This window comes from Gorillibacterium massiliense, assembly GCF_000455485.1.
GTDB lineage: Bacteria > Bacillota > Bacilli > Paenibacillales > NBRC-103111 > Gorillibacterium > Gorillibacterium massiliense.
The window spans coordinates 1-26,375 of sequence record NZ_CBQR020000022.1; the positions used below are offsets into that span (position 1 = coordinate 1).

The window sequence follows — 26,375 nt, forward strand, 5'->3', positions numbered from 1 at the left end:
TGAACATTCCTCTCCTTGGATATGTTGCGGACGACGATACCGTTTCCCGTTCGGTAAAAAGACAGGTTCCGTTTTCTGTAGCCTATCCGGATTGCCTTGCCGCACGGAATATCGACCAAATCGCAAATCGTTTTCTGCAAGACTCTCAGGAACAAATGGAATCGTCATTGGGGGTCAAAGGGTTTTTAAAGAAAATGCTGCGATTGCTGAAATAACAAGATCCTGACGGGAACCCCCCCGCACCCTATGTCATACTTCAGGAGGGAACTGCGTGAACGTCTATTCGGTATTGATAGCAGATGACTCCTATTTCATGAGGACCGTGATCAGCGGAATGATCTCCGAAGATCCTCGATTTCGGGTTGCTGGCACGGCAAAGAACGGTAAAGAAGCTGTGGAGAAAGCAAGACAGCTGAAACCGGATGTTATTACGTTGGATATCGAAATGCCGGAAATGAACGGGATAGCGGCACTTGAAGCCATTATGAAGGAGCAGCCTGTTCCCATTTTAATTCTGAGCAGCTTCGCCCGAGAGGGCTCGCAAATCGCCTTACAGGCATTGGAGGCCGGCGCATTCGATATAGTCCCGAAGCCGGCGGGGCCGCATTCCATCGATCTGACGACAGTCAAGAAAGATCTGATGGAAAAGCTGCTTCTGGCAGTTGAATCCGGAATCGGTAAGAAATACGTAACGGCTAATCTCCAGAAAACCGTTTCGGAAAAAGATCCGGTAAAGGGTAATTTGAAACCCCCACCAATTCGGTCATCGACTCCAAAGCCGAGATCTGATCAGCCTGTTGATCAGATCGTTGCCATCGGAACGTCAACCGGCGGTCCACGGGCACTGCAAAAGGTGCTGGTGCCTTTACCAGCGAGTTTTCCGGCTCCCCTTCTTATCGTTCAGCATATGCCGGCGCACTTTACCCGTTCGTTGGCGGAGCGCCTGGACTCCATGTGTGAAATTCGCGTAGTCGAGGGTGAAGACGGGATGAAGGTGGAGAGAGGGACGGCTTATATCGCCCCAGGGGGCTATCATATGGTTCTTTTTCAGAGCAAAGGCAGCTATTACATCAGTCTGAATCAAGATGAACCCTGTTCTGGCCACCGACCCTCCGTGGATAAGCTTTTTCAATCGTTAACTGCCTTTCCTGAGCTTAAGCGCCATGCAGTTCTGATGACGGGGATGGGAAGCGATGGGGCTAAAGGCATGCGAGAGTTATCCGAATCGGGAGCGGTGGTCACCATTGCCGAGTCTGAAGAAACCTGCATCGTTTATGGAATGCCGCGAGCTGCAGTGGGAATGAACGCTGTAACCCATCTGCTGCCGCTTTATGATATTTCCAGTAAGTTAATAGATTTGGTCGTAAAGGGTTAGATTTAACGCGGAGGTGCTTCGCTAGTGGAGCTTAATCAATACTTGTCCATGTTTATCGACGAATCGACGGAACATTTGCAGGCCATCAATGAAAATCTGTTGCGTTTGGAAAACAGCCCCCATGACATCGAGATCGTACATAGCATTTTTCGTTCCGCCCATACGCTAAAAGGAATGTCGGCAACGATGGGGTTTGAGGACCCGGCGTCGCTTACCCATCAGATGGAAAATGTACTGGATCTGGTGCGCAACGGCAAGCTGTCCATGGATCCCGTAATCTTCGATGCTCTGTTTAAGAGCGCCGATGCTCTGGAAGGAATGCTGAAGGATATCGTAGCAGGAGGCACGGGGAAAGCAGACGTAACCGAAATCGTGGCCCAGCTGAAATCCATTGTAAGCGGCGACCGCAAAGCGCCTGTTGCTGGCGGCGGCTCGGCAGTGTCTGCCCAGAACGCGGCGATCCAACTGGATGAATTCCAAATATCCGTCCTTGAGCAATCTTTAAACAGCGGCTATCAGGTATTCTTCGTGGAAACTCGACTGACCGACGAATGCGTGCTTAAAGCAGCCCGGGCGTACATGGTATTTCGTGTATTTGAGGAAAGCGGAGAAGTGATCAAATCTTATCCTTCGGTTGAGGATATCGAGCAGGATCGTTTCGATCATTCGTTTTCTGTCTATCTGACAACACACAAATCCAAAGAAAGCTTGGAAAAGGAAATTCTGAACATTTCTGAAATCCACAGCGTTTCGGTAAATGCTCTAACCAAGGAATCTTTGCGACAGTTGTCCAAGGGTACAGCATCAAGAGAGATTGCAGCGGCCGTTCAGGCTCCTGAGCGGGGCGTTGAGAAGGATACGGCTCAGTCGGTTAAAGCCCAGCAGGGACAAGCCGCCGGTGCCATGTCAAGCCGCACCATTCGGGTCGATCTGGAGCGCCTTGATAATCTGATGAACCTGTTCAGCGAGCTGCTGATCAGCAGGGTTCGTCTGGAACAGCTGGCTGGAGAAATCAAACACAGCGACTTGCAAGAGACCGTAGAGCATATGGCGCGAACCAGCAGTGAACTGCAGAATATTGTGCTGAAATTGCGGATGGTTCCGGTGGACACTGTATTTAACCGCTTCCCGCGGATGATTCGCGATATCGCCAAAAACCTGAACAAGAAAGTAGAGTTGATCATTACTGGCGCAGATACCGAATTAGACCGGACGGTTATCGATGAAATCGGGGATCCTCTTGTCCATCTTCTACGAAATGCCATCGATCACGGTGTTGAGTCCATGGAGGAGCGAGCTGCCGCCAACAAAAGCGAGAACGCCTCTATCTATCTCCGCGCCTTCCATAGCGGCAATCACGTGTTTATCGAAGTTGAGGATGACGGAAAGGGCATTAACACCGAAAAAGTCCTTGAGACAGCGATGAAAAGGAGCATTGTCACTCGCGAGCAAGCGGCCAAAATGAGCGAGAAAGATATACACCAGCTCCTTTTTGCTTCCGGCTTCAGCACCGCTGATAAAATCTCCGATCTTTCCGGCCGCGGCGTAGGCCTCGATGTCGTGAAAACAAAAATCGAATCCCTTGGCGGTGCGGTTGAGGTGGAAAGCTCTATTGGCAGCGGGACGAAGTTCATCGTTCAGCTTCCGCTCACACTCTCCATCATTACCGCGATGCTCATCCGCGTCGAGGCTGAGAAATATGCGATTCCGCTATCGTCCATTGTGGAAACGGCAGCCATCACCAAGGATAAGATTCGCAAGGTTCATGGCAATCTGCTGATGGACTACCGGAATACAGTCATACCTGTTGTTCCGCTTGCTGAAATGCTGGAGGTTCCCCATCATGAAAAGGCGGACGACAGCGAGGTTAATTTGGTCATCATCCGCAAAGGTGCCAAGCTGGCGGCTTTGATTGTGGATGAATTCATCGGCCAGCAGGAAATCGTGCTTCGCAGTCTTGGCAAGTATTTGACTCATGTGTTTGCCATTTCCGGAGCGACGATATTGGGCGATGGACAAGTTGCTCTCATCATGGATACCAACGCCTTAATTAAATAGTTCATACGAGTTCGGCGGTAATTTCACAAGGAGGAATTAGCGATGGCTGAAGATTTGAAAGTAATCGTGTTTGTACTTGGTAGCGAAGAGTACGGCGTTGAGGTTGAAAGTGTAAAAATTATCGAGCGGATGCAGCCCCTAACCCGCGTTCCCAAAACACCTGCCTTCATTAAAGGGGTTATGAATCTCCGGGGTGTAGTCGTTCCAGTTCTGGACTTGAGAGGACGTTTTGGACTAACGGAATCGAAGCACACGGAAAATACTCGGATTATCGTGGTTGCCATTAACGATATCGAAGTCGGGATGATCGTCGATTCGGCGAATGACGTCATCGATGTGAACACCGATGAAATTACTGATCCGCCTGAAATCGTCGGCGGCATTAAAGCCAAATACTTGCGGGGTGTCGCCCGCCTGAAAGAAAACCGTCTGCTTGTTTTGCTCAATTTGCAGGAAGTGCTTAACAAAACCGAGCTTGTTCAGCTTGAGCAGCTGGAGGGGTAGAAGAAGTTGGACAACTTGCAGTTCGGAGAATTTCAACTGGATGTGCTCAAAGAGGTTGGCAACATTGGCGCCGGACATGCAGCCACTGCCTTGTCCCGTTTGCTGGAAAAGCCAGTGGATATGCAGGTGCCGCAGGTCAAGCTGGTTCCCTTCGAAGAGATTGCGGATAGCGTCGGCGGACCGGAAAATGTCGTCCTCGCCGTATTTCTCCGGGTGGAAGGGGACACCCCTGGCAATATGTTTTTCATTCTTCCGTTGGATTCCGCTAAAAAGCTGCTTTATAAATTTGCTGGACTCATTCCTACTGGCGGCGATGGTTTTTCCGAGTTGGAATTGTCGGCGATGAACGAGATTGGCAACATCTTAGCCGGTTCTTATTTATCTTCTTTAGCTGATCTTACCCATTTGCAGATGGTGCCCACCGTTCCATCTCTTGCTGTCGACATGGCTGGCGCTATTCTCAGTTATGGATTATTACAGTTCGGGCATATGGGGGATCAAGCCCTCTTTATCGATACAAAGTTTTTGCAAAACGGGGATGCCGTGGAAGGTCACTTCTTCTTCATCCCCGATCCGGAGTCTTTTAACCGGATCTTTGTAGCCTTGGGAGTTTCCGGCGCATGATTCCAACGAATCTGATTAAAGTCGGGATGGCCGATCTGCAAATAACGGTGGCGGACGGTATCTTAAAAACAACGGGGCTCGGCTCATGCGTAGGCATTACCTTGTATGATCCTTTAATGAAAGTGGCGGGAATGGCTCATATCATGCTGCCTTCCTCTGAAATAGCGCGGGAAGGACAGCTCAACATCGCTAAATATGCTGACACAGCTTTGCCGGAAATGATCCGGCTTATGGTTTCCGCGGGTGCGGACATGCGGAGGATGGAAGCGAAGATGGCAGGCGGTGCTCAAATGTTTGCATTCTCATCGGCGTCGGATACGATGCGCATCGGTCCGCGCAATGCAGAATCTTGCAAAGTATTTTTACAGGAAAAAGGTATTCCTTTGAGAGGCGAGGATACAGGGGGCAATTATGGGAGAACCATCGAATTTAACGCAACGACGGGTATTCTGCAAATCAGCAGTGTTCAACATGGAATTAAGGAACTATAGGCGATGATTGGCAATTGGAAATGGAATGCCACTCTTGCCTCCGTCGGTTTTGCGTTCACTTTTCTTCTGTCCATGGGCCGCAATGTCTGGACGACGACTTTGACCCGCAGCTTGACCAGCGCTCTTGTGTTTTTTCTGCTTGCCTTTGTGATCCGGCTGTTGTTTGGCCTCGTCCTAAATGTAAGCAGTGCGGGAAATCCGCACGATAAACAAGATAGTCAAGAGGAGGTCAATGATGATAAGGCGAGCGGGCATCATTTCGATATGAGTACTCCGGATGAAGAGGCAGAACTCATCAAGATGCTTGCCCCTAATGCTCCCGAGACAAGCGAGTTTCAACCGCTGAATGCTCCGAAATTAACGAAAAAGGCTGATATGGATCCAGAATACATGGCACAGGTGCTCCGTCAAATGTCTGAAGAGTAAGAGGGGGTGCAGCAATTGTGAAAGATGGCGGAAAAAACCGTACATCCCAATTGGAGCTCTGGCAGAACTGGAAAGTCGATGGAGATCTTGAAGCGAAAACGAAACTGATCGAATTACATCTCGGTGTCGTTGATTTTGTCGCCGGACGGCTGGCTATCGGATTGCCGAAAACGGTATCCAAGGACGACCTGATCAGTTTTGGCGTCATGGGGCTTATTGATGCCATCGAAAAGTTTGACTACACCCGCGGCTTGCAGTTTGAAACCTATGCTTCCTGGAGGATTCGCGGCGCCATGCTGGATGGTTTGCGTCAAGGGGATTGGGTGCCCCGTTCCGTCCGGGAAAAAGCGAAGAAGGTTGAAGAGGGTTATCGGAAGCTGGAGCAAGTCCACATGCGTTCGGTAACCGACGAAGAAATGTGCAGCTACCTGCAAATTCCGCTGGAAGAATTTCAGCAGATGCTTCAAGATATCGCTGTCACCACCATCTGCTCGATTGATGAACCGATCAAGGATGAAGAGGCTGAGATTCGCTTGTCGCTTTTGGTTGATGAAAAGGCAAAGAATCCGGAGTATAAAGTCAATGAGTTTTTCCTAAAGGAAACGCTGGCCAAAGCCATTGACCGGCTTACGGAGAAAGAACGGACAGTCGTCTCTCTTTTTTATTATGAAGATTTATCCTTAAGTGAAATTGCTGAAGTGATGGCTTTGTCGCCGTCGCGGATTTCCCAGCTTCACTCGAAAGCGATTCTGCGTTTGAAAGGCTCCCTCAGTCGGTTCAAGGTTCAGCTATTTCAAAATTAAACTGTGCGGTGCGGTCCGACATTTAAATGTTCCATGCATGATATCAGTTAGGTACCAGGAGGCAGAACATGAACGACAGGAAATTTTCCATTGATTATTACGCCGTTCTTTCGGTGTCGGACGACAAACTCTCCGCCCATCTTTTGATGAAGAATATCGATGACTCTTTTTCTTGCACCACAGATGAGCTGGAAGACTATTTAAGGAACAGTTCAATCGTTCATGGAGTGCAGCGAGGCAGATTGGTGGAAATCGCTCGTAACCCGAGTGCCTTTATGAACTCAAGTGTGCAAGTAGCCATTGGAACTCCTCCAAAGAACGGAACCGACGGATCAATTGAATATAAATACGATCTAGACATGGATCTTCGCAAGCCCCTGGTGCTTGAGGACGGATCGGTTGATTATAAAGAGATGACGACCATTTATAATGTAAGAAAAGGCGAGCAGATTGCACGGCGGATCTTGCCTACCGAAGATACACCGGGGAAGGCTGTTACCGGAGAAGCACTCTTCGGCAAAAAGGGGAAGGAAGTCCGCCTGAAACTGGGCAAGAACGTCATGACCGATCCGGAACAGATTTTTTTGTTTGCCTCGACGGATGGCATGATCTCGAGGACGGACGGGGATAAGATCAACGTTTTTCCCATCTATGAAGTCAACGGCGATGTGGATTACAATATCGGCAACATCGATTTTATCGGAACCGTAGTCATCCGTGGCAGCGTACTCACCGGGTTTCGTATCAAAGCGTCCGGTGACATCCGCGTCACCGGCGGTGTAGAAGGTGCAGAGCTGCTGGCTGATGGCTCCATTGAAATCAGCGGCGGCGTGCTGGGCCAGAATAAAGGTTTGATTAAAGCAAGCCGAAACGTGAAGTTGGGTTTTGCCCAAGAGGCGAATATCGAAGCCGGTGAGGATATCCTCGTCACTCAGAGCATCATGCACTCGACAATTAGAGCGGGGAAAAGTGTTTTATGCCGGGGGACAAAGGGCTTGATCGTAGGCGGTGTCGTCCAGGCAGGAGAATCGGTTTCAGCCCGTACCGTAGGGAACTCGCTATCCACAAGTACTACCATTGAGGTCGGCGTTCTTCCCGAACATCGCAACGAACTGATGAACTTGCGGCTTAAACTAAGAGGACTTATCGAAAATCACAAAAAGACAGAGCAAGCTCTTAGCCTCCTTGACCAATTGGCAGCCAGCGGTCAGCTCACCGGGGATAAGATGGCGATGCGCATCCGGCTCAATAACACGAAGAAAATGTCTCTCGCCGAGATTGATGATGCGAAAGATCGGGTGCTCGAGCTGGAAACCATGTTGGAGAACGTAGATAAGGCTAAAATTGAAGTCGCGGCGACGATCTATGGGGGCGCCAAGCTGGTCATGGGCCGTTACACGAAATTTATTAAGGATCCTGCTGTACGTGTGCATTTTCGCATCGTCGACGGTGATATCGTGATGATGGCAAATAGCAGATAACAACTGGTTACCTTCACTCTCTTAATTCCGATAAAAGGAAGTGTTTCGGATGAGTTTGAAATCGATTGATATGCAAATCGCCGTTAACCGTACTCCGGAAGCCAGCCACGTTCAACGGGATATTTTGCAGAAGCCACCTTTTGAGCAGATGCAGCTGGCAGTTCAGCAAGAGAAACAAATGGTAAGGAATCGCAAGATGAGTGAGAAGCTGGAAAAGTCCTCTCGTTCTGCCATTAAGGACGATGGTAATCCATCGAAAAAAGGAAAACAACGAGGAAAGGCAGCCGGAGTTTCGGATCCGTCCGCTTCCTCTGAAAGCGATGCGCGTTTATCTGAGCATCCATATAAGGGAAAACATATCGATTTAACACTTTAAGAGGTGAGATTGGTGCAGCCTTGGGCATATGTCGTGCTATTAGGAATCCTTTGCCTTGTGATCTCCTGGTTTATCAAGGAACCGGCGCAGGCTTCCGTCATGGCTAAAGATATCGAGGATGCGATGGATTTGGTTGCGGCCAATCTGGAGCAGGAAAACAAAGAGCTATTGGACTCCATGACCCGGTTGAAAAGCGAATATGAGCGTCAGGCGGATAAGCTGGATGCTCGGGTGGCGGAACTGGACAAGCGGGTTGGCGAACTGTCCGCAGAGCTCAGGGAACAACAACGGCAGCAAAGCCAGAATCAAGTTCAAAATCTGAGCTATAACCAGGGTTCTAGCCAAAATCAAAACTTGATGACGGTTCGGGATATGAACCCGGCAGTTAAACCGGACATAGCGGCAGAAGCCGAACCTGAACAAGACGAACCTGTAGCAGCCACCATAAGCCAGCGCTATCCGGAGTTGTTTCAGCTTCACAATCAGGGAAAATCCGTGGAAAGCATAGCCCGCAAGCTTGATATGAACAAGGGAGAAGTGGCCCTTATTCTTCAACTCTCCAGGCGGGAGGATGAGGAACATGTTTAAAAGCCGCAAATTCCTTAAGGGGCTAGGTATCGGTTTGATGGTGGGGGCGGTTCTCACGGCTCTGGCGACGATCGGAGCCGAAGCAGGCGATGGGAATCTCATCACCGCCAGTCCTTCACCTTCTATTGTCTCCACGGCTTCCACGGCTTCTACGGCTTCACCGTCCCCAACGCCTCAAGCCATTAAAGCTTTGACGGATGTGGAATTGATAGCCGAAGCGGAGAAGCGGGATTTGGTCGTCATGGAAAAGAAGGATTACGATGCCCTTAACGCTTTGGTCGAGCAAGCCAAAGAGGCGAGTCCTGGCGAGGAACGAACGTTGGTTTATATTCCGGGAGGACTTACGTTCAACAGCATTGAGGATTATCTATATAATGCCGGGGTTATCCGCGACCGGGCGGAATTTCAGGATAAAGTAAGATCTGCAGGACTGCAGTCAAAAATGAAAGCCGGGCTGTTCACCTTTCATTCAGGCGATACGACCGACGAAGTGATCGCAAAACTGACAGGCAAGACCGATAAATAATCGAAAAATGGAACCGTTCAGCGAATGCTGGCGGTTTTTTTGTCAAAACAAGCGGCGGCAGTTGCCAATTGCGATTCAATTATGGTATAGTAGTTGTCGGTGTCAAAGAGCACACACGCCCCTTAAGATCAAGCAGCGGTGCTGTCCGGAGGACAGATCTGCTTTGAAGATGCGAGAGGGCGGAGGAAACCCAAAACCAAACATAGAGGAGGTGTGTGGAGATGGCAGTTATTTCCATGAAACAGCTTCTAGAAGCTGGGGTACACTTCGGTCACCAAACCCGTCGTTGGAACCCGAAAATGGACAAATACATCTTCACCGAAAGAAACGGCATTTATATCATTGACCTGCAAAAGACGGTCAAGAAAGTCGAAGAAGCGTACAACTTCGTAAAAAGCGTAGCAGCTGAAGGCGGCACGTTCCTCTTCGTCGGCACGAAAAAGCAAGCTCAAGATTCCGTTAAGGAAGAAGCCGAGCGCTGCGGCATGTACTTCATCAACCAACGTTGGTTGGGCGGTACGCTGACCAACTTCCAAACGATCCAAAAGCGGATCGACCGTCTGCACACTCTGGAGAAATGGGAACAAGACGGCACTTTCGAAGTGCTGCCTAAGAAAGAAGTTATCATTCTCCGCAAAGAAAAAGAACGTCTGCAAAAATTCCTGGGCGGCATTAGCCACATGAAAGGCTTGCCGAGCGCCCTGTTCGTCATCGACCCACGCAAAGAGCGTATCGCTGTTGCGGAAGCCCGCAAGTTGGGTATCCCGATCGTCGGTATCGTCGACACGAACTGCGACCCGGACGAAATCGACTACGTCATTCCGGGTAACGACGACGCTATCCGTGCCGTTAAGCTTTTGACGGCGAAAATGGCTGACGCTGTAGTCGAAGCTCACCAAGGCGAGCAAACGACAGCTTAAAAAGCACCATAACGAGGGTGGGTTGGTAGGTGTAAGAACCGATCATCCTGCCCTCTATTTATATCCCGAGCATTGAAAATAAACCCTCAAATACAGGAGGACTTAAATATGGCAGTTAATGCAGCAGCAGTTAAAGAATTGCGTGAAAAAACCGGAGCAGGCATGCTCGATTGCAAAAACGCTCTGGAAGAAGCAAACGGCGATCTGACCAAAGCTTCTGAAATCCTACGGGAAAAAGGCTTGGCTGCTGCAGCCAAGAAATCCGGCCGCATCGCTACGGAAGGCGCTGTTGGATCCTACATCCACGGCGGCGGACGGATCGGCGTTCTCGTCGAAGTCAACTGCGAAACCGACTTCGTTGCTAAGACCGATCAATTCCAAGCGCTGGTTAAAGACATCGCGATGCACATCTCCGCTACCAACCCTCGTTACCTTCGCCGTGAAGAAGTGCCTCAAGGTGATCTGGAAAAAGAACGGGAAATTCTGCGCAATCAAGCTCTGAACGAAGGCAAGCCGGAAAAGATCGTCGACAAGATGGTCGAAGGCCGCCTGAACAAATTTTACGAAGAGTTCTGTCTGTTGGAACAGCCTTTCATTAAAGATCCGGACAAAACCGTCGCTCAACTGCTGAACGAAAAGATCAGCACCATCGGCGAGAACATCACCATTCGCCGTTTTGCCCGTTTCGAACTGGGCGAAGGCTTGGAAAAGAAAGTGGACAACTTCGTTGAAGAAGTAATGGCTCAAGCCAACTTGAAATAAGCAAAAATGAGGAAAGGAACACCTACGTGTTCCTTTCTTTTGAACCTGCGACAATCATCATGAAGCAAGATCAGACAGAGACAAAAACTCAGCTCCGAATCGATGTTGGTTTGGGGCTTTATGGAGGAAGCGGGCTTGGAAAAACCGGTTTTTAAACGAGTCGTGTTGAAGCTAAGCGGAGAGGCGCTGGCAGGGCCCCAAGGGTTCGGGATCGATTCCAATACCATCACCTCCATCGCGGAGCAAGTGAAAAGCATCCACGCTTTGGGTGTGGAAGTCGCTGTCGTTTGCGGCGGCGGAAACATTTGGCGGGGGATCGCCGGCAGCGAAAAAGGCATTGACCGAGCTACCGCCGACTATATGGGGATGCTGGCTACGGTGATGAATTCCTTGGCATTGCAGGATGCACTCGAAAACGTCGGCGTGCCGACGCGGGTTCAATCCTCCATAACCATGCAGCAGGTTGCTGAACCTTACATCCGCCGCCGGGCGATGCGCCATCTGGAAAAGGGCAGAGTCGTCATTTTTGCCGCCGGAACCGGAAATCCTTTCTTCTCCACCGATACGACAGCCGCCTTGCGGGCAGCTGAAATCGAGGCGGAAGTTATCTTAATGGCGAAAAACAAAGTGGACGGCGTTTACTCCGCAGACCCCTTCAAAGACAGCAGCGCCGTGAAATACGAATCGCTGACCTATATGGAAGTGCTGAGCAAGAACCTTGGCGTTATGGATTCTACCGCTTCATCTCTCTGTATGGACAATAACATCCCGCTTATCGTTTTCTCGATTACTGAAGAAGGCAATATCCGGCGAGTTGTGCTTGGAGAAAAAATCGGAACAATCGTCAAAGGGAGTGTCGACTAATGCCGCAAGCGGTAAAGAAAAATGCGGAAGAACGGATGGAGAAGGCCATCGGCGCCTTGAAGCGCGATCTGGCAGCACTGCGCGCCGGAAGGGCGACGCCGGCTCTCTTGGACCGGATTCAAGTGGAATATTACGGTGCGATGACGCCTTTGAATCAAATGGCCGGTATCACGACGCCGGACGCCCGTACTCTGGTTATTCAGCCTTGGGATAAATCCGTCATGGGCGCCATCGAAAAGGCGATTCTTAAATCGGAACTTGGTCTGAACCCGGCCAATGACGGGGTGATCATCCGCATCGTCATTCCTCCGCTGACGGAGGAACGCCGTGCTGATCTGGTGAAAATGACCCGCAAGTCTGGCGAAGAAGCAAAAGTTGCTGTTCGCAACATTCGCCGGGATGCCAACGACGACATCAAGAAGCTGGAAAAGACGGACGGGATTTCGGAAGATGAAACCCGCCGCCATCAGGAAGAAATCCAAAAGCTGACCGATCGTTTTATTGCAGACGTTGACAAGGTTCTCGCCGAAAAAGAAAAAGAAATCATGGAAGTGTAACAAATCGAAGCGAATGACCCCCGGCATAGGAGCAGGCGGACCGACACGCGACAGAACGGATTCGGCCCTCCTGCCTTCGGCATGGGGGTTTTGGCTTTTTGCACCCCTTTGGAGGAACGGATATGGTTCGATTCTTGCAAGGCCTGGGAAAGAAGAATAGGGATCACTCAATGGCGGATATCGATCGGAGTGCCGTCCCGCAGCACGTGGCTGTCATTATGGACGGCAACGGCCGATGGGCAAAGAAGCGGGGCTTGCCGCGGATTGCCGGCCATCATGCCGGAATGAAGGCGGTCAAGCGGATCACGATCGCTGCCGACGCCATAGGTGTCAAAGCGCTGACTTTGTATGCTTTTTCAACGGAAAACTGGTCCAGGCCGGCGGAGGAAGTAGACTTCCTGATGCGGCTTCCCCAGGAGTTTCTCAAGCTGGAGCTGCAGGAGCTCGTTGAAAAGAATGTACAAGTGCGGATGACTGGCTGGCGGGAAGGTTTGCCGGAGCACACCCTTGCTGCATTCGATGAAGCAGAAGAGAAAACGAAAGACAATACCGGTCTTATTCTAAATTTTGCGCTCAATTATGGCAGTCGATTGGAAATCGTCGAAGCGGTGCGGAGCGTGGCTCGCGATGTTGAGTCCGGTATTCTATCGCCAGATGACATTTCCGAAAGCTTGTTTAGCAGCCGTCTCTTGACAGCGGATTTGCCTGATCCGGATTTGCTTATCCGCACAAGCGGCGAGCTCAGGCTGAGCAATTTTATGCTTTGGCAGATTGCTTACACAGAGTTCTGGTTCAGCTCTTTATTTTGGCCCGAATTTTCCGAGTTGGATTTTTACGATGCGATTCGGGAATATCAGCGCCGCACCCGCCGATATGGCGGCTTGAAGTGATCGGAGGTCGGATCAAAACCGATGAAAACAAGAATCGTCACAGGTGTTTTGGCAGGAGCTGTTTTTTTGGGCTTTCTGCTTTGGGGAGGCCCCGCATATGGGGCTCTGCTTACGCTGATGGCTGTTATCGGATATGACGAATACATACGAATGAATGGAATCGGCAGGAAAAAGCCAGAGGCCTTGATCGGCTTTGCGGGCGTTTTATGCCTGCTTCTCTTTTCTTTTCAGGAATGGTCGGACCGTTCTGCTGTGGATTGGGTGATCGGTCACCCGGAGCGGCTAGTATGGCTGCTGCTCTTTTTATTCTTTGCCGTAACGGTGCTGAGCAAAAACAAAACGACCATCGATCAGATTGCCCTCTTGTTCCTTGGTGTCTTTTATATCGGCATTGGGTTCCGCTATATGATGGAAACCCGCAGCGGAGCGGACGGGCTGTATTGGACTCTATTTGTCTTTTTGTGCATCTGGGCATCGGATGCGGGGGCGTACTTCGTGGGCCGAATGTTAGGCAAACATAAGCTGTGGCCGGAAATTAGTCCCAATAAAACAATAGAAGGCGCCGTCGGTGGAATTGTTATCACCATGATCGTCGCGATTTGCTTTCATTTTGGCCGTCCCGAACTATTGGACATCGGCAGAGCCATCTCCCTTGGCATCATCATCTCCATCGTCGGGATGCTTGGGGATTTGATGCAATCGGCTTACAAGCGGGTGAAGGGGATTAAGGATACGGGAACGTTGTTGCCCGGACATGGCGGAATCCTTGACCGGACGGACAGCTGGCTGATCGTATTTCCCTTTTTACAGCTTTTGTCTTTGCTGCCGCAATAAGGGGAGCATTGCAGAAGCCAGAACATCTGGTGGTTAGGCTTAAGGAAAGGATAGTTGATGATGAAGAAAATCGCGATTTTGGGTTCCACTGGTTCCATCGGCACCCAGACCCTTGATGTGATTGCCCATGATCGGGATACCTATAGCGTAGAAGGTTTGGCGGCAGGCGCCAATTTGCCCCTTCTGCTGGAGCAAATCCGCCTTTTTCAGCCGAAAGTCGTATCGGTGCACTCCAAGGAAATGGCGGAACAAGTGAAACAGGAGACCGGCGGTACCGTCGCCGTCTATTGGGGCGAGCAAGGCTTGACTGAGGTTGCAGCAGGTACAGAGGCTGAAACCGTCTTGACTGCCGTCGTCGGCAGCTTGGGATTAAAGCCTACCTTAGCGGCTATTGAAGCTGGCAAGGATATCGCCCTTGCCAACAAGGAAACGCTGGTGTGTGCAGGTGCAGTAGTGACCGAGGCGGTGCGGCGCAAAAACGTGCGGCTGCTGCCGGTAGACAGTGAGCACTCCGCTATCTTTCAATGTTTAAACGGCGAGAATCGCGGCGATATCCGTAAACTGATCATCACCGCTTCCGGCGGTTCCTTCCGCGACCGGACCCGGGACGAATTGAAAGGCGTGACCCTTGCGGAAGCGCTGCGCCATCCCAATTGGTCCATGGGCGCTAAGATAACCATCGATTCGGCGACGATGTCCAATAAAGGGCTAGAAGTTATCGAAGCCCACTGGCTGTTCGGTATGCCCTACGATCAGATCGAGGTGCTGCTGCATCCGGAAAGCGTCATTCATTCGATGGTGGAATATTGCGATAACAGTGTCATCGCTCAACTGGGCAACCCGGATATGCGGGTTCCGATCCAGTACGCTCTGACTTATCCGTCCCGCCGTCCGACTCCGACAACGCCGCTCAATTTGGCGCAAATCGGCAAGCTGCATTTCAAGCCAATGGATTTTGAGCGTTTTCCGAATTTGGCCATGGCTTTCGAAAGCGGTAAAGCAGGGGGAACGTCTCCGGCGGTATTCAATGCGGCTAATGAAGTGGCGGTGAGCCGTTTTGTTCGCGGTGAAATCTCTTTTCTCGGCATCGAGGAAGTGATTGCCCGGACGCTCTCCGTCCATCAACCAGTGGCCAACCCGGATCTCGAAGAGATTCTCGCTGCCGATACCTGGGCGCGCTCGGAAGCGGCGGCGCTCCAAACGGCCAATTAAGGAGCAAAAGCGTAAAGGCGGTATTGGTTAGCCGCCTTTCTTCTATCTAATGGCAAGCATGCATAAAATGCGGATTCCCTACATAGTCTGATTTCGCCACGGGAAAAGCGGTTCGTCCTTTCCTTATTGCCGATTCGGTGAATTGCCCGACGGCTTGTGTTGGTGTCAAAAAACATGTAATCTTAGTACAATCCCACATCTCACACGTAGGACACGTGCGAAATGTGGGTTCCAAGATTGCACCAAGTTGTTATCGCCTGTTTGACAAGGAGGAGGGACGATTTGGAAACTTTACAAATCGGCATACAGATTGTATTGATGTTTTTCGTTCTGGTGACCTTGCACGAATGGGGCCATTATTTTTTCGCCAAACGTGCCGGAATATTGGTTCGGGAATTTGCCATAGGCTTCGGTCCGAAGCTGTTCACCTATAAAAAGGGAGAAACCCGCTACACCTTGCGGCTTCTGCCCATCGGCGGCTTCTGCCGGATGGCGGGGGAAGATCCGGAGGTTTTGCAGGTCGTCGTCGGACAAAATGTCGGCTTGCAACTGAACAAGGATCAAGTGACCCGCATCTACGCCGATCGCTTCGACCGCTTGCCGAATATTGTAGTAGGGGAGGTTGAGGACGTCGATCTGGAGAAGGATCTCTTTATCCGCTTGAACGTGGATGGAGAGAGCATCCGTTTTCCCGTCCATCCTCAAGCATTGACGGTTTCCCAAGGCCGAGAAGTGCAAATTGCACCGCTTAACCGCCAATACGGCGGCAAAACCGTCGGACAGCGCGCCCTTACCATTTTTGCCGGGCCGGTAATGAACGTTATCTTGGCCTTTGTTTTGTTCTTGATCTTTGCCTTTATGAGTGGAATTCCTACTCAAGTCAAGCTGGGGGATGTGCAAGATAACTCTCCTGCCGCCAAAGCGGGCTTACTGAAGGGCGACATCATTTATTCAGCCAATGGCGAAGCAATCGGAACCGATGCGGACAAATTGATCAAGATTATTCAAGGGTCGCCTGACGCGCCGGTGCAATTTATGATCGAGCGGGGAAGCGAGCAACTGCAGAAAGCGGTGCAGCCTACCCGGGATTTGTCCAGCGACGGCACCAAGGAAAGCCAGCCGAGAATCGGTACGGTTTTGGAGTATAAAACTCGTACTGCTACAGTTGGTGAAGCGTTCAGCAGTTCTTGGAACGATATGACCTTCATGACCAAGCAAATCCTCATCGGCTTTAAAAAGCTGGTTACCGGTGATTTCAAAATGAACGACCTGGCTGGTCCTGTGGGTACGGTGGAATTTACCGCCCAAGTCGCCTCCGCCGGCATTGCGCCGATGATCCGCTGGTCTGCGCTGCTGAGCCTCTATTTGGCGATTTTCAACCTGCTGCCCATTCCGGCCCTTGATGGCAGCCGTCTTGTGTTCATTGGTCTGGAAGCGCTCAGGGGCAAACCCATCGATCCAAATCGAGAAAGCTTCGTTCATTTCATCGGCTTTGCCATGCTAATGCTCCTGATGATTGCCGTTACGTATAACGATATTTTACGATTGATAAAAGGATAATGAGAATTGGAGAGGTCGCCTGTGTCGAAGGATAACGAGAAGCAGTTCGTAAAAGAGATTACACCTCAAGGCGAGGATTTTTCCCGCTGGTACATCGATGTGATCAAAAAAGCCGATTTGATGAGCTATTCGCCTGTCCGCGGCTGCATCGTGTTCAAGCCGGACAGCTATGAAATTTGGGAGCTATGCCAACGTGAGCTGGACGCCCGCTTCAAGGAAACGGGGCACCGCAACGCTTACTTCCCGTTGTTTATCCCTGAGAGCTTTTTCCAAAAAGAGAAGGAGCACGTGGAAGGGTTCAACCCTGAGCTTCCTTGGGTAACGGAAGCCGGCGGCGAAAAGCTGGAAGAACGTTTGGCCATCCGCCCCACCTCAGAAACGATGATCGGTCATATGTATTCCGAATGGATCAATTCCTACCGGGATCTCCCGCTCCTCATCAACCAATGGGCCAACGTCGTCCGTTGGGAAAAGCGGACCCAGCCTTTCCTCCGCACCAGCGAATTCCTTTGGCAGGAAGGCCATACGGCTCATGAAGACGAAGCCGATGCCCGCCGGGAAACGATGCAGATGCTGGACATCTATACGGAGTTTGTGGAAAACATATTGGCGATTCCGGTCATCAAGGGTCAAAAAACCCCTTCGGAGAAATTTGCCGGCGCGGTAGACACCTATTCAATCGAAGCGATGATGAAAGACGGCAAGGCGGTTCAGGCGGGAACTTCCCACTACCTGGGCACTAATTTTGCTGTTGCTTTCGACATTAAATACTTGAATCGTGAAAATGAACATACGTATGCCCACACTACTTCCTGGGGAGTAAGTACCCGTTTGATCGGGGCGATCATTATGGTGCACGGTGATGACCGCGGTCTCGTACTGCCGCCTAAGGTGGCGCCGACCCAAGCCGTCATGATTCCCATCGGTCCTCCCAAATTGCGGGAGCCGGTAGTGGCGCGGGTTCATGAGCTCCATGCCGAGCTGAAAAAAGTGGGCATTCGCGTGAAAGTGGATGACGATCCGAACCAAAGCCCGGGCTGGAAATTCAATGAATACGAAATGCGCGGCATCCCCCTCCGTATTGAGTTGGGACCCCGCGATATGGAAAATGGACAAGTAGTACTCGTCTCTCGAGTAACCGGCGAGAAGAAAGTCGTCTCCCAAGACAACTTCGTGCAGGAAGTGCAAGCGATGTTGGCGGAAATCCATCAGCAAATGTACGACAAGGCGCTGCAGTTCCGTGAAGAGCACTTCTCCGACGTGGATACCTTGGACCAGCTCCAAGGATTTTTGGAAGAAACCAAAGGTTTTGCTTTGGCAGGCTGGTGCGGTTCGGAAGCTTGCGAGGCTCAGGTGAAGGAAGAAACCGGCGCAACCAGCCGCAACATTCCTTTTGAACCAGCGAAAAAGAAGGAAAAATGCCTGGTCTGCGGCGAAGACGCGAAACATACGGTGGTTTTCGGCCGCGCCTATTGATCTCTTAACGGGACAGGCTGTCTGCCAAATGATAGGATGATCTGGTGCGAGACCCGGTCATCAGGTACAATAGAAGAGCACGAGAATGGAAGATTCGACATCTTTCGTTCTCTGCTCTTTCTTTTTTCGTTCTGTTAGTTGAACAAAAGATAGGGTAACGGTCAGTGAGTCGGAACTGCGGACTATTTAGACTTCCGGTCGCTGTTGGCTTCAGATTTCTTGATTATAGCCGCTCTTCAGCGGAGGAAATCTGAAACCAAAGGCGAACGCTTACGCTCCTGCTGTCCAAATGTCCTTCGTTCCTCCTTAGACCGTTACCAGTTAGATTGTTCAAAACATAGAATCGAAAAAAGAGATTCGTTACGTACTGGTTGGTGAACACAAAGCTACATAGACAAACGGAAAAATGTCGTGAAGATGAGCGTAGCGAGCAGTTGTTCTGAAGGAGCAGTAGCGTTCGCCTTTGCAGACGGATTCGTACCTTTTAGGGGCTTAGAATTCAAAGAATCCGTATGCAACAGCGACGGTCAGAACAAGCTGCCCACGCGGTGCTTCAATCACGATAGCTATTGTCCGTTTTCATAGAAACATGGGGTGAAAGAATGAGCGACTTTTCGGAACAAAGGAAGCGGTTCGAGCTGCTGATGCAGCAGGGCGAGGTCCCGGCCGAGGTAGCGGAAAGCCATTTTGCCGACGGATATATCGATCATGTGGAAGTGAGCCGGGAGAATCGGGAGTGGATCTTCCATCTGGCGAAAAAAGATTTGGTGCCAAGAGACATCTACCAAAGCTTTTGCCGAATGATCCGGGATAAGCTGGGCCACATCGCCAAGATCCGCTTTGTCATGCAATACGCGGATACCACCCCGGAGGAAAGCATTCTGACGGAATATTGGAGCATGCTGCTGGAATGGATTCAGCGGGAGGAAATCTCCATTAACGGCTGGTTGAGCAAAGCTAGGCTGGAGACCAAAGGAAAAGCCATCACCCTGCACATGCTGGACGCCATCGGTCTGGAGCTGGCCCGGAAGAAAAACGTCGATCAGTGGATTCAGAAGTTTTACCGGGAGTTTTTCGGCTTGGAGTGCCAGGTTCGCTTTATGGTCAATGAAGACCGGGAGCAGGAATTCGAGCAATTCGCTAAGCTCATCGAAGAGGAAGAGCGGCATGTCACCCGGGAAATCATGACCACCATCGATAAAGAAAATGAAGCCGCCAAGCAGTTGGATGCGGAAATCAAACTGATGATGGGCTACGATATCAAGGATGCGCCGGTGCCGGTTCAGGAAATTCATGATGTGGAGAAAAAAATCACCATTCAAGGGATGATTTTCGGCCTGGAAGTCAAGGAATTGAAAAACGGCAACACGCTCTATACCTTTAAACTGACAGATTACTCCGATTCCATTATGGTGAAGGCTTTCGCCCGCAACAAGGAAGACGTGAAAGTCTACAATCTGTTGGAAAACGGAAAATGGATCAAAGCCCGGGGTAAAATCGAATATGATACCTTTGTGCAGCCACCGGAATTGATGTTCATGCCCCAAGATTTGAATGAAGTGCTCCCCCCGGCTGAGCGGAAGGATAAAGCGGAGAAGAAGCGGGTGGAATTCCATCTCCACACCGCAATGAGCACCATGGACGGCATATCGCCTATTGGCGATTATGTGAAAACAGCCGCTAAATGGGGCATGAAAGCCATCGCCGTTACCGATCATGGCGGCGTTCAGTCTTTTCCCGATGCGGGTAAGGCAGCCAAGAAGCATGGCATAAAAGTCATTTACGGTGTAGAAGCCAACGTCGTCAATGACGGCGTACCCGTGGTGACCGACGCGGATGAGCGCAGCCTGAAAGATGCCTCATATGTCGTATTCGACATTGAAACCACGGGCCTCTCCGTGGTCAACAATAGAATCATCGAAATCGCTGGGGTAAAGATCGAGAACGAGCAGGTGGTGGATCGTTTCGCTACCTTTATCAATCCTCACGAGAGCATCAGCTACAATATCAGCCAGTTGACCAATATCACCAATGAAATGGTGGCGGATGCGCCTGAGCTTGCAGATAAGCTGCCGGATTTCGTCCGCTTTGTCGGAGACTCGGTGCTCGTCGCCCACAACGCCCGCTTCGATATGGGCTTCATTCAAGCCAATTTGAAAAGCTTGGGAATGCCCATCCTACCTAATCCGGTGTTGGATACGGTGGAAATGGCGCGGTATTTATATCCCGAGATGAAGAACCACCGGCTCAACACTCTTGCCGCCAAGTTTAAGGTAAGCCTGGAAAACCATCACCGCGCCATCGACGACGCGGAAGCTTTGGGTCATATCCTCTTGGCGATGATCAAAGATTCGGTACAGGAACGGGACATTACCCAGCTGGACCAATTAAATCAATTCGTCGGCAAGGACTTGTCCAACCAACGTCCTTTTCACTGTAATATTTACGCCCGCAACCAGACCGGAAAAAAGAACCTGTACAAGCTTATTTCGATGTCCCATACTCAATACTTCAAGCGGGTCGCCTGTATTCCCAAGAGTAAGCTCATTGAGCTGCGCGAAGGGCTGCTCATCAGCTCCGGCTGCGAGAAGGGCGAGATGTTCGAAACGGTACTGAATAAGCCCCGGGAAGAAGCGGAGCAGGTAGCGGAATTTTACGATGTGCTGGAAATTCAGCCACTCGACGCCTATATGCATCTGGTTGATAAAGGCCTCGTCGGCAGCAAGCTGGACCTGGAAAATGCGCTGAAGGCGATCTGCGCCATCGGCGAGAAGCAGGGGAAACGAGTCATTGCCACCGGCAATGTCCATTACCTGAATCCCCGGGATAAAATCTGCCGGGACATCACCATCCACGGCATTACCGGGTTTAGTCCCTTAAAGGACCAGCGCAAACCGGACGTCCACTTCCGTACCACGGAAGAAATGCTGGAGGAGTTCACCTTCTTGGGCGCCGCCAAAGCTCACGAGGTAGTAGTCGACAACACCGACGCCTGGGCGGACGAGTTTGAGGAGATCGCCTTGTTCCCGAAAAAGGGTGGTCCGACGGACAACGGCCTGTTCTCGCCGATTATCGAAGGGGCGGAGGAAGAAATCCGCGCCACCTGTTATAACACCGCGAAGGCGATCTACGGCGAACCGGTGCCTGAGATCATCGTTGCCCGGCTGGAAAAGGAACTGAAGCCGATCATTGGCTACGGTTTCTCCGCCAACTATTTGATTTCGGAGAAATTGGTGAAGAAGTCCAATGCCGACGGCTATCTGGTCGGTTCCCGGGGTTCAGTCGGATCCTCATTCGTCGCCACGATGCTGGGGATATCGGAGGTTAATCCTCTGCCGCCCCATTACGTGTGCAAAAGCTGCAAGTTCAGCGAGTTTTTCACTGACGGGCGGATTCCTTCGGGCTTCGACCTGCCGGACAAAGATTGCCCTAATTGCGGAGCGCCGCTGAAAGGTGAGGGCCAGGATATTCCTTTTGAAACCTTCCTTGGCTTTAAGGGCGACAAGGTTCCCGATATCGACTTGAACTTTTCCGGGGAATACCAGCCGGAAGCCCATAATTTTACTAAAGTTATGTTCGGGGAGAAGAACGTCTTCCGGGCGGGCACCATCGGCACCGTGGCAGATAAGACCGCCTTTGGTTTTGCCAAAAAGTATGAGGAAGACCATGGGAAATCGTGGCGGAAGGCGGAAGTCGAGCGGCTTGCCGCCGGATGTACCGGGGTTAAGCGGAGTACCGGCCAGCATCCCGGCGGGATTGTCGTCGTACCGGATTATATCGACGTGGAAGAGGTTACGCCGGTGCAGTATCCGGCGGACGACACGAGCGCCGACTGGATGACGACCCACTTCGATTACCACTCATTTGAAGAGAATTTATTGAAATTAGATATTCTGGGCCATGATGATCCGACAATGATGCGGATGCTGCAAGATTTGACGGGCATCGATCCGACCACGCTGCCGATGAACGATCCCAAAGTCATGAGCCTGTTCAGTTCGACGGACGCGTTGGGGGTTACGCCGGACCAAATCCGCACTCCGGTGGCCACTTACGGCGTTCCCGAGATGGGAACCAAGTTCGTCCGTCAGATGTTGCAAGAGACGATGCCGTCCACTTTTGCCGATTTGCTGCAAATATCCGGCCTATCCCACGGTACCGGCGTTTGGCTGGGCAATGCCCAGGAGCTGATCCGCAAAGGGACTTGTACGATTAAAACGGTAATCGGCTGCCGGGACGATATCATGCTCTTTCTGATTTATAAAGCCGGCATGGATGCGGGTCTCGCCTTCAAAATCACCGAGAGCGTGCGGAAGGGCCGGGGCTTAACGGACGAGTGGAAGGAAGAGATGAAGAAGTGCAACGTGCCGGCCTGGTACATCGAAAGCTGCGAGCGCATCGAGTACATGTTCCCGAAGGCTCACGCCTCGGCTTACGTCATCTCGGCCGTGCGTACCGCTTACTTCAAGCTGTATCATCCGATTGAATACTACGCGACCTATTTTTCTGTTCGTGCTGCTGACTTTGACGTGGAGCTATTTTGCAAGGGTTATGACGCCATTCTGAAAAAGCTGATTGAAATCGAAGAGAAGGGTTTTGCCGCACAACCGAAAGAAAAGGGCATGATCTCCATTCTGGAAATGGGCTTGGAAATGACGGCTCGCGGCTTCAGCTTCAAGCCGCTTGATCTCTACCGTTCCCAAGCTAGCCGCTTTATTGTAGACGGAACTGCACTGATTCCTCCGTTTTCCGCCGTACAAGGAGTCGGGGAGAACGCGGCCCGGCAAATTGCCGCTGCCAAGGACGATGGGGACTTCTTATCCATGGAGGATTTTCAGCGCAGATCCAAGGCATCGAAAACGATCATGGAGCTCTTGTCTGGCCTGGGCTGCTTCCGCGGTTTGCCTGAATCCAATCAGTTGTCACTGTTTTGATGTTAACGCGCATTTGAGTGAGCTTGGACGAAGGAGTCCGTCGGCTGTCGGAAGGTGTGAACCGAATGGGGGGAATCACAGAAGGAATCGCTGAGCTTTCTGGTTCACTCCAGCAACTGGGCGAAGGTTCGCTGCAGCTTTCCCAAGGTTCCGGCACCTTGTTAAAGGGTTTGCAAACCTCGGAGAAGGGCAGCGGTGATCTAACAGCCGCATCCGGCTCATTAATAGATGCGGCTGGGAAGCTCCAAAATGGGTCGGATCAACTGCTGCAAGGAATTGGCAAGGCGGACCAAAAGAACGAGATTGAGCAGGTGATGGACGAAATCGGAGCAGACAAAGACGATCAAACAGCCCGGGCATTCAACCGGACTTTCACTTTGGCTGCCGTGATTCTATTGGCCGCCTCTGTAATCGGCTGGTTTACAGACCGGAGAACGAATAAGATCGCGTCTTGATAATGAAATGAAGCTATTTGTCTATGACCGCTGCGAGTTTCCACTGGTTCTTTACTTTTAGCGGCTATTGTGCAAGGTTGCCGGATATGGTATAATTTTTTTGGCAATAATGTGGATAAATGTCCGTATGAGAGAGTGGGGAAACCCACTCTTTACATTTTGATTAGGGCATTTCCGTGTTATAAACTAGGCTGATTCGCGAGCGGTAAACGTTCTGCGTCCTGCTGGGACGTCTGTCGTTTATTTTTTGCGGATATGGAGATCTATCTCTTGTTAGGGGGTCAAAGAGTTGAGTTCCAACATCAAATCCGCCGTCGAGGCGATGGCGCTTCCCTTTTTGGAAGAAAACGGGTTTGAGCTTGTCGATGTAGAATACGTCAAAGAAGGCAGCAACCGGTTTCTCCGGGTTTACGTGGATAAAGAAGGCGGCATCGACATTGACGACTGCGGTCGCATCAGCGAATACTTAAGCGAAAAGCTTGACGAAAACGACCCCATTCCCGACGCCTATTTTCTGGAGGTATCTTCTCCGGGAGCCGAACGTCCACTCAAAAAGCCCGAGGATTTCATCAAAGCCGTGGGTAAGCATGTGTATGTCACCACTTACGAACCCATAGAGAAGAAGAAGGAATATGAAGGCTTGCTCGTGCACTGCGACGATACGGCTCTTACCATTCGCGAAGGCAAGAAAGAATTTGTCGTTCCGCGGGAAAAGATCGCCAGCGCGCGGCTGGCAGTGGTGTTTTAGCGATTTGCAACATTTACGCAATTTGAATTCATGTGATTTTATGGAAGGGGGAACCTCTGGCAGATGAATACGGATTTTATCGAAGCGCTGCATGAGATTGAAACGACAAAAGGAATAAGTGCGGATATACTGATCGAAGCCATCGAAGCGGCGCTCATCTCCAGTTACAAGCGCAATTTCAACACAGCTCAGAACGTCCGGGTGGACATTAACCGTCAAACCGGCCTGATCAAGGTATACGCACGCAAAACAGTAAGCGAGGAAGTGCTCGATCCGCGGATGGAGATCACTTTGGAAGCTGCCCGGGAAATCAACGGCGGCTTTTCTATGGGAGACATCGTGGAAATTGAAGTAACACCTCGGGATTTTGGACGGATTGCCGCCCAAACCGCTAAACAAGTGGTGACCCAACGCATCCGCGAAGCGGAACGGGGGCTCATCTACAACGCTTTTATCGAAAAAGAAGAAGATATCGTTACCGGCATCGTTCAGCGCCAGGATACCCGCAACCTATATGTGGACCTGGGAAAAGTGGAAGCAGTGCTGCCGCTTACCGAGCTGATGCCCGGCGAGAAATTCAAGCACAACGACCGGATCAAAGCTTATATTACAAAGGTGGAGAATACCACCAAGGGACCGCAAATCTTTTTGTCCCGCACCCATCCCGGTCTGTTGAAGCGGCTCTTTGAACTGGAAGTACCGGAAATTTACGACGGCGTCGTGGAAATCCGCTCGGTTGCACGGGAAGCCGGCGCTCGCTCGAAAATTGCCGTCCACTCCCGCAATCCGGAAGTGGACCCTGTCGGCTCCTGCGTCGGACCGAAAGGCATCCGGGTGCAAACCATCGTGAACGAACTGCGCGGCGAGAAGATCGATATCGTTCGCTGGTCGGATAGCGTGGAAGAATACGTAGCCAATGCTCTTAGCCCTTCCAAAGTGCTCGAAGTCAATGTGTTTGAAAGCGAAAAAATGTCCCGTGTTATCGTTCCCGACTATCAACTCTCTCTAGCGATCGGCATCAAGGGTCAAAATGCCCGGCTGGCAGCTAAGCTGACTAGTTGGAAGATTGATATCAAGAGCGAGACTCAGGCGGAGCAGGAATATGGCCGGCCAAAATCCTTAACCGAGGAAATGCCCCAGGATTCCATCAGCGTCGACTGACGCATAGCGGCAAGGAACGGTGAAGATATGAAACAGCGGAAAACGCCGCTGCGCAAATGCGTAGCTTGTCAGCAAATGATGCCAAAGCGGGAATTGATTCGTGTCGTACGTACGCCGGATGAACAGGTGCTCATTGATCTATCGGGCAAAAAATCGGGACGCGGAGCATATCTGTGCGGCAAACGGTCCTGTTTCAAACTGGCCAGCAAAAGCCGGGGGCTCGACAGGGCACTGAAGATCGCCGTCAGCGCCGATATTTATCGCCAGCTGGAGGAAGATTTCATCCAGGTTGAAGATGAATTCAACGCTCTCAAAGATAGTGCGGGGGATAAGGCGGACGACAATGATGAAGAGTAAGAAGTGGTACAACAACCTGGGACTCGCCATGCGTGCGGGAAAGCTGACGGCCGGCGACAGCAATGTGCTGGACGCGATCCGGACTGGAGAAGCCAAGCTGATACTTATCGCTTCCGACGCATCGGACAACGCCCAGAAAAAATATACCGACAAGTGCAGCTATTATCAAATTCCGTTTTTGATTTGCGGAACCCGGGAGGAAATCGGAGCAGCCATCGGCAAAGAAGAACGGGTCGTTCTCGCCGTTACGGATGCCGGGTTTGCCGGTCTTCTCTCGAAGGAATAGTTTCAATCGCTGAATATCCCACTTCGTTTTACACGGCATCGTGCAAGAGGGAGAGCGGATAGGAAGCGAATGGAACGCCAGGGAAAACCTGCGGAGGTGGAATGAAT

At 51.1% G+C, this 26,375-nt stretch carries 27 protein-coding genes; all 27 read left to right on the top strand.

Annotated features, from left to right (window positions below; all coding sequences use genetic code 11):
• Positions 1-215: MinD/ParA family ATP-binding protein (locus TJ79_RS27870; RefSeq protein ID WP_040948691.1), on the top strand; the 215-nt coding region annotated here is incomplete at its 5' end.
• 56 nt (positions 216-271) lie between these two features.
• The gene (locus TJ79_RS02375; RefSeq protein ID WP_040948692.1) at positions 272-1,375 is read left to right on the top strand and encodes a protein-glutamate methylesterase/protein-glutamine glutaminase; all 1,104 of its coding nucleotides are present in this window, start codon (positions 272-274) and stop codon (positions 1,373-1,375) included.
• Positions 1,376-1,399: 24 nt separating this feature from the next.
• Positions 1,400-3,433, top strand: coding sequence for a chemotaxis protein CheA (locus TJ79_RS02380; protein WP_040948693.1), 2,034 nt, complete (start codon positions 1,400-1,402; stop codon positions 3,431-3,433).
• 42 nt (positions 3,434-3,475) lie between these two features.
• A complete protein-coding gene (locus TJ79_RS02385) occupies positions 3,476-3,937 on the top strand; it encodes a chemotaxis protein CheW (protein ID WP_040948694.1) in 462 nt (153 codons plus the stop codon).
• A 6-nt stretch (positions 3,938-3,943) separates the two neighbouring features.
• Positions 3,944-4,561, top strand: coding sequence for a chemotaxis protein CheC (locus TJ79_RS02390; protein ID WP_040948695.1), 618 nt, complete (start codon positions 3,944-3,946; stop codon positions 4,559-4,561).
• Positions 4,558-5,052: a chemotaxis protein CheD gene (locus TJ79_RS02395; protein WP_040948696.1), complete on the top strand. Its 495-nt coding sequence runs from the start codon at positions 4,558-4,560 to the stop codon at positions 5,050-5,052. The genes TJ79_RS02390 and TJ79_RS02395 overlap by 4 nt, the downstream gene beginning before the upstream one ends.
• A gap of 3 nt (positions 5,053-5,055) precedes the next feature.
• Positions 5,056-5,478 (top strand): hypothetical protein, encoded by a 423-nt coding sequence (locus tag TJ79_RS25625; RefSeq protein ID WP_052339186.1) that lies wholly within the window; start codon positions 5,056-5,058, stop codon positions 5,476-5,478.
• 50 nt (positions 5,479-5,528) lie between these two features.
• Positions 5,529-6,281, top strand: coding sequence for a FliA/WhiG family RNA polymerase sigma factor (locus tag TJ79_RS02405; RefSeq protein WP_040948722.1), 753 nt, complete (start codon positions 5,529-5,531; stop codon positions 6,279-6,281).
• Between the two features lie 68 nt (positions 6,282-6,349).
• Positions 6,350-7,762 (top strand): DUF342 domain-containing protein, encoded by a 1,413-nt coding sequence (locus TJ79_RS02410; protein WP_040948697.1) that lies wholly within the window; start codon positions 6,350-6,352, stop codon positions 7,760-7,762.
• Between the two features lie 49 nt (positions 7,763-7,811).
• The gene (locus TJ79_RS02415) at positions 7,812-8,138 is read left to right on the top strand and encodes a hypothetical protein (protein WP_040948698.1); all 327 of its coding nucleotides are present in this window, start codon (positions 7,812-7,814) and stop codon (positions 8,136-8,138) included.
• Between the two features lie 12 nt (positions 8,139-8,150).
• Entirely contained in the window at positions 8,151-8,726 is a 576-nt protein-coding gene (locus TJ79_RS02420) for a DUF6115 domain-containing protein (RefSeq protein ID WP_040948699.1), read from the top strand.
• On the top strand, positions 8,719-9,252 hold the full coding sequence (locus TJ79_RS02425) for an MltG/YceG/YrrL family protein (protein ID WP_040948700.1): 534 nt from the start codon (positions 8,719-8,721) through the stop codon (positions 9,250-9,252). The genes TJ79_RS02420 and TJ79_RS02425 overlap by 8 nt, the downstream gene beginning before the upstream one ends.
• Before the next feature lie 221 nt (positions 9,253-9,473).
• Complete coding sequence (gene rpsB, locus TJ79_RS02430) at positions 9,474-10,172, top strand: 30S ribosomal protein S2 (RefSeq protein WP_040948701.1); 699 nt, start codon at positions 9,474-9,476, stop codon at positions 10,170-10,172.
• Between the two features lie 108 nt (positions 10,173-10,280).
• Positions 10,281-10,934: a translation elongation factor Ts gene (gene tsf / locus TJ79_RS02435; RefSeq protein WP_040948702.1), complete on the top strand. Its 654-nt coding sequence runs from the start codon at positions 10,281-10,283 to the stop codon at positions 10,932-10,934.
• A gap of 135 nt (positions 10,935-11,069) precedes the next feature.
• Complete coding sequence (pyrH, locus tag TJ79_RS02440; RefSeq protein ID WP_040948703.1) at positions 11,070-11,798, top strand: UMP kinase; 729 nt, start codon at positions 11,070-11,072, stop codon at positions 11,796-11,798.
• Positions 11,798-12,355, top strand: a complete 558-nt coding sequence (gene frr, locus TJ79_RS02445) for a ribosome recycling factor (RefSeq protein WP_040948704.1) — start codon at positions 11,798-11,800, stop codon at positions 12,353-12,355. The genes pyrH and frr overlap by 1 nt, the downstream gene beginning before the upstream one ends.
• A 122-nt stretch (positions 12,356-12,477) precedes the next feature.
• Positions 12,478-13,245 (top strand): isoprenyl transferase, encoded by a 768-nt coding sequence (locus TJ79_RS02450; RefSeq protein WP_040948705.1) that lies wholly within the window; start codon positions 12,478-12,480, stop codon positions 13,243-13,245.
• 21 nt (positions 13,246-13,266) lie between these two features.
• A complete protein-coding gene (locus TJ79_RS02455) occupies positions 13,267-14,079 on the top strand; it encodes a phosphatidate cytidylyltransferase (RefSeq protein WP_040948706.1) in 813 nt (270 codons plus the stop codon).
• Between the two features lie 60 nt (positions 14,080-14,139).
• Entirely contained in the window at positions 14,140-15,291 is a 1,152-nt protein-coding gene (locus TJ79_RS02460) for a 1-deoxy-D-xylulose-5-phosphate reductoisomerase (protein WP_202903270.1), read from the top strand.
• A 282-nt stretch (positions 15,292-15,573) separates the two neighbouring features.
• Positions 15,574-16,851: an RIP metalloprotease RseP gene (rseP, locus tag TJ79_RS02465; protein WP_040948708.1), complete on the top strand. Its 1,278-nt coding sequence runs from the start codon at positions 15,574-15,576 to the stop codon at positions 16,849-16,851.
• A gap of 21 nt (positions 16,852-16,872) precedes the next feature.
• Positions 16,873-18,327, top strand: a complete 1,455-nt coding sequence (proS, locus tag TJ79_RS02470) for a proline--tRNA ligase (protein ID WP_040948709.1) — start codon at positions 16,873-16,875, stop codon at positions 18,325-18,327.
• Positions 18,328-18,929: 602 nt separating this feature from the next.
• Positions 18,930-23,261 carry a PolC-type DNA polymerase III gene (locus tag TJ79_RS02475; protein WP_040948710.1) on the top strand — a complete coding sequence of 1,444 codons (4,332 nt, stop codon included), beginning with the start codon at positions 18,930-18,932 and terminating at the stop codon, positions 23,259-23,261.
• Between the two features lie 17 nt (positions 23,262-23,278).
• Positions 23,279-23,716, top strand: a complete 438-nt coding sequence (locus TJ79_RS02480; RefSeq protein ID WP_238322732.1) for a hypothetical protein — start codon at positions 23,279-23,281, stop codon at positions 23,714-23,716.
• A gap of 289 nt (positions 23,717-24,005) precedes the next feature.
• Positions 24,006-24,464 (top strand): ribosome maturation factor RimP, encoded by a 459-nt coding sequence (rimP, locus tag TJ79_RS02485; protein ID WP_040948712.1) that lies wholly within the window; start codon positions 24,006-24,008, stop codon positions 24,462-24,464.
• A 63-nt stretch (positions 24,465-24,527) separates the two neighbouring features.
• Entirely contained in the window at positions 24,528-25,625 is a 1,098-nt protein-coding gene (nusA, locus tag TJ79_RS02490) for a transcription termination factor NusA (protein WP_040948713.1), read from the top strand.
• A gap of 27 nt (positions 25,626-25,652) precedes the next feature.
• Positions 25,653-25,982 (top strand): RNase P modulator RnpM, encoded by a 330-nt coding sequence (gene rnpM, locus TJ79_RS02495; RefSeq protein WP_040948714.1) that lies wholly within the window; start codon positions 25,653-25,655, stop codon positions 25,980-25,982.
• A complete protein-coding gene (locus tag TJ79_RS02500; protein WP_420319366.1) occupies positions 25,972-26,268 on the top strand; it encodes a L7Ae/L30e/S12e/Gadd45 family ribosomal protein in 297 nt (98 codons plus the stop codon). Before rnpM ends, TJ79_RS02500 begins: the two co-directional genes overlap by 11 nt.
• Positions 26,269-26,375: the final 107 nt, after the last annotated feature.

Excerpts from the sequence above, each read along its gene's own strand:
- tsf (WP_040948702.1), top strand. The coding sequence starts at position 10,281 with ATGGCAGTTAATGCAGCAGCAGTTAAAGAATTGCGTGAAAAAACCGGA.
- TJ79_RS02425 (WP_040948700.1), top strand. The coding sequence starts at position 8,719 with ATGTTTAAAAGCCGCAAATTCCTTAAGGGGCTAGGTATCGGTTTGATG.
- TJ79_RS02395 (WP_040948696.1), top strand. The coding sequence starts at position 4,558 with ATGATTCCAACGAATCTGATTAAAGTCGGGATGGCCGATCTGCAAATA.
- TJ79_RS02385 (WP_040948694.1), top strand. The coding sequence starts at position 3,476 with ATGGCTGAAGATTTGAAAGTAATCGTGTTTGTACTTGGTAGCGAAGAG.
- rpsB (WP_040948701.1), top strand. The coding sequence starts at position 9,474 with ATGGCAGTTATTTCCATGAAACAGCTTCTAGAAGCTGGGGTACACTTC.
- TJ79_RS02500 (WP_420319366.1), top strand. The coding sequence starts at position 25,972 with ATGAAGAGTAAGAAGTGGTACAACAACCTGGGACTCGCCATGCGTGCG.
- nusA (WP_040948713.1), top strand. The coding sequence starts at position 24,528 with ATGAATACGGATTTTATCGAAGCGCTGCATGAGATTGAAACGACAAAA.
- TJ79_RS02415 (WP_040948698.1), top strand. The coding sequence starts at position 7,812 with ATGAGTTTGAAATCGATTGATATGCAAATCGCCGTTAACCGTACTCCG.
- rnpM (WP_040948714.1), top strand. The coding sequence starts at position 25,653 with ATGAAACAGCGGAAAACGCCGCTGCGCAAATGCGTAGCTTGTCAGCAA.
- frr (WP_040948704.1), top strand. The coding sequence starts at position 11,798 with ATGCCGCAAGCGGTAAAGAAAAATGCGGAAGAACGGATGGAGAAGGCC.
- TJ79_RS02475 (WP_040948710.1), top strand. The coding sequence starts at position 18,930 with ATGAGCGACTTTTCGGAACAAAGGAAGCGGTTCGAGCTGCTGATGCAG.
- TJ79_RS02410 (WP_040948697.1), top strand. The coding sequence starts at position 6,350 with ATGAACGACAGGAAATTTTCCATTGATTATTACGCCGTTCTTTCGGTG.
- TJ79_RS02450 (WP_040948705.1), top strand. The coding sequence starts at position 12,478 with ATGGTTCGATTCTTGCAAGGCCTGGGAAAGAAGAATAGGGATCACTCA.
- TJ79_RS25625 (WP_052339186.1), top strand. The coding sequence starts at position 5,056 with ATGATTGGCAATTGGAAATGGAATGCCACTCTTGCCTCCGTCGGTTTT.
- TJ79_RS02455 (WP_040948706.1), top strand. The coding sequence starts at position 13,267 with ATGAAAACAAGAATCGTCACAGGTGTTTTGGCAGGAGCTGTTTTTTTG.
- TJ79_RS02460 (WP_202903270.1), top strand. The coding sequence starts at position 14,140 with ATGAAGAAAATCGCGATTTTGGGTTCCACTGGTTCCATCGGCACCCAG.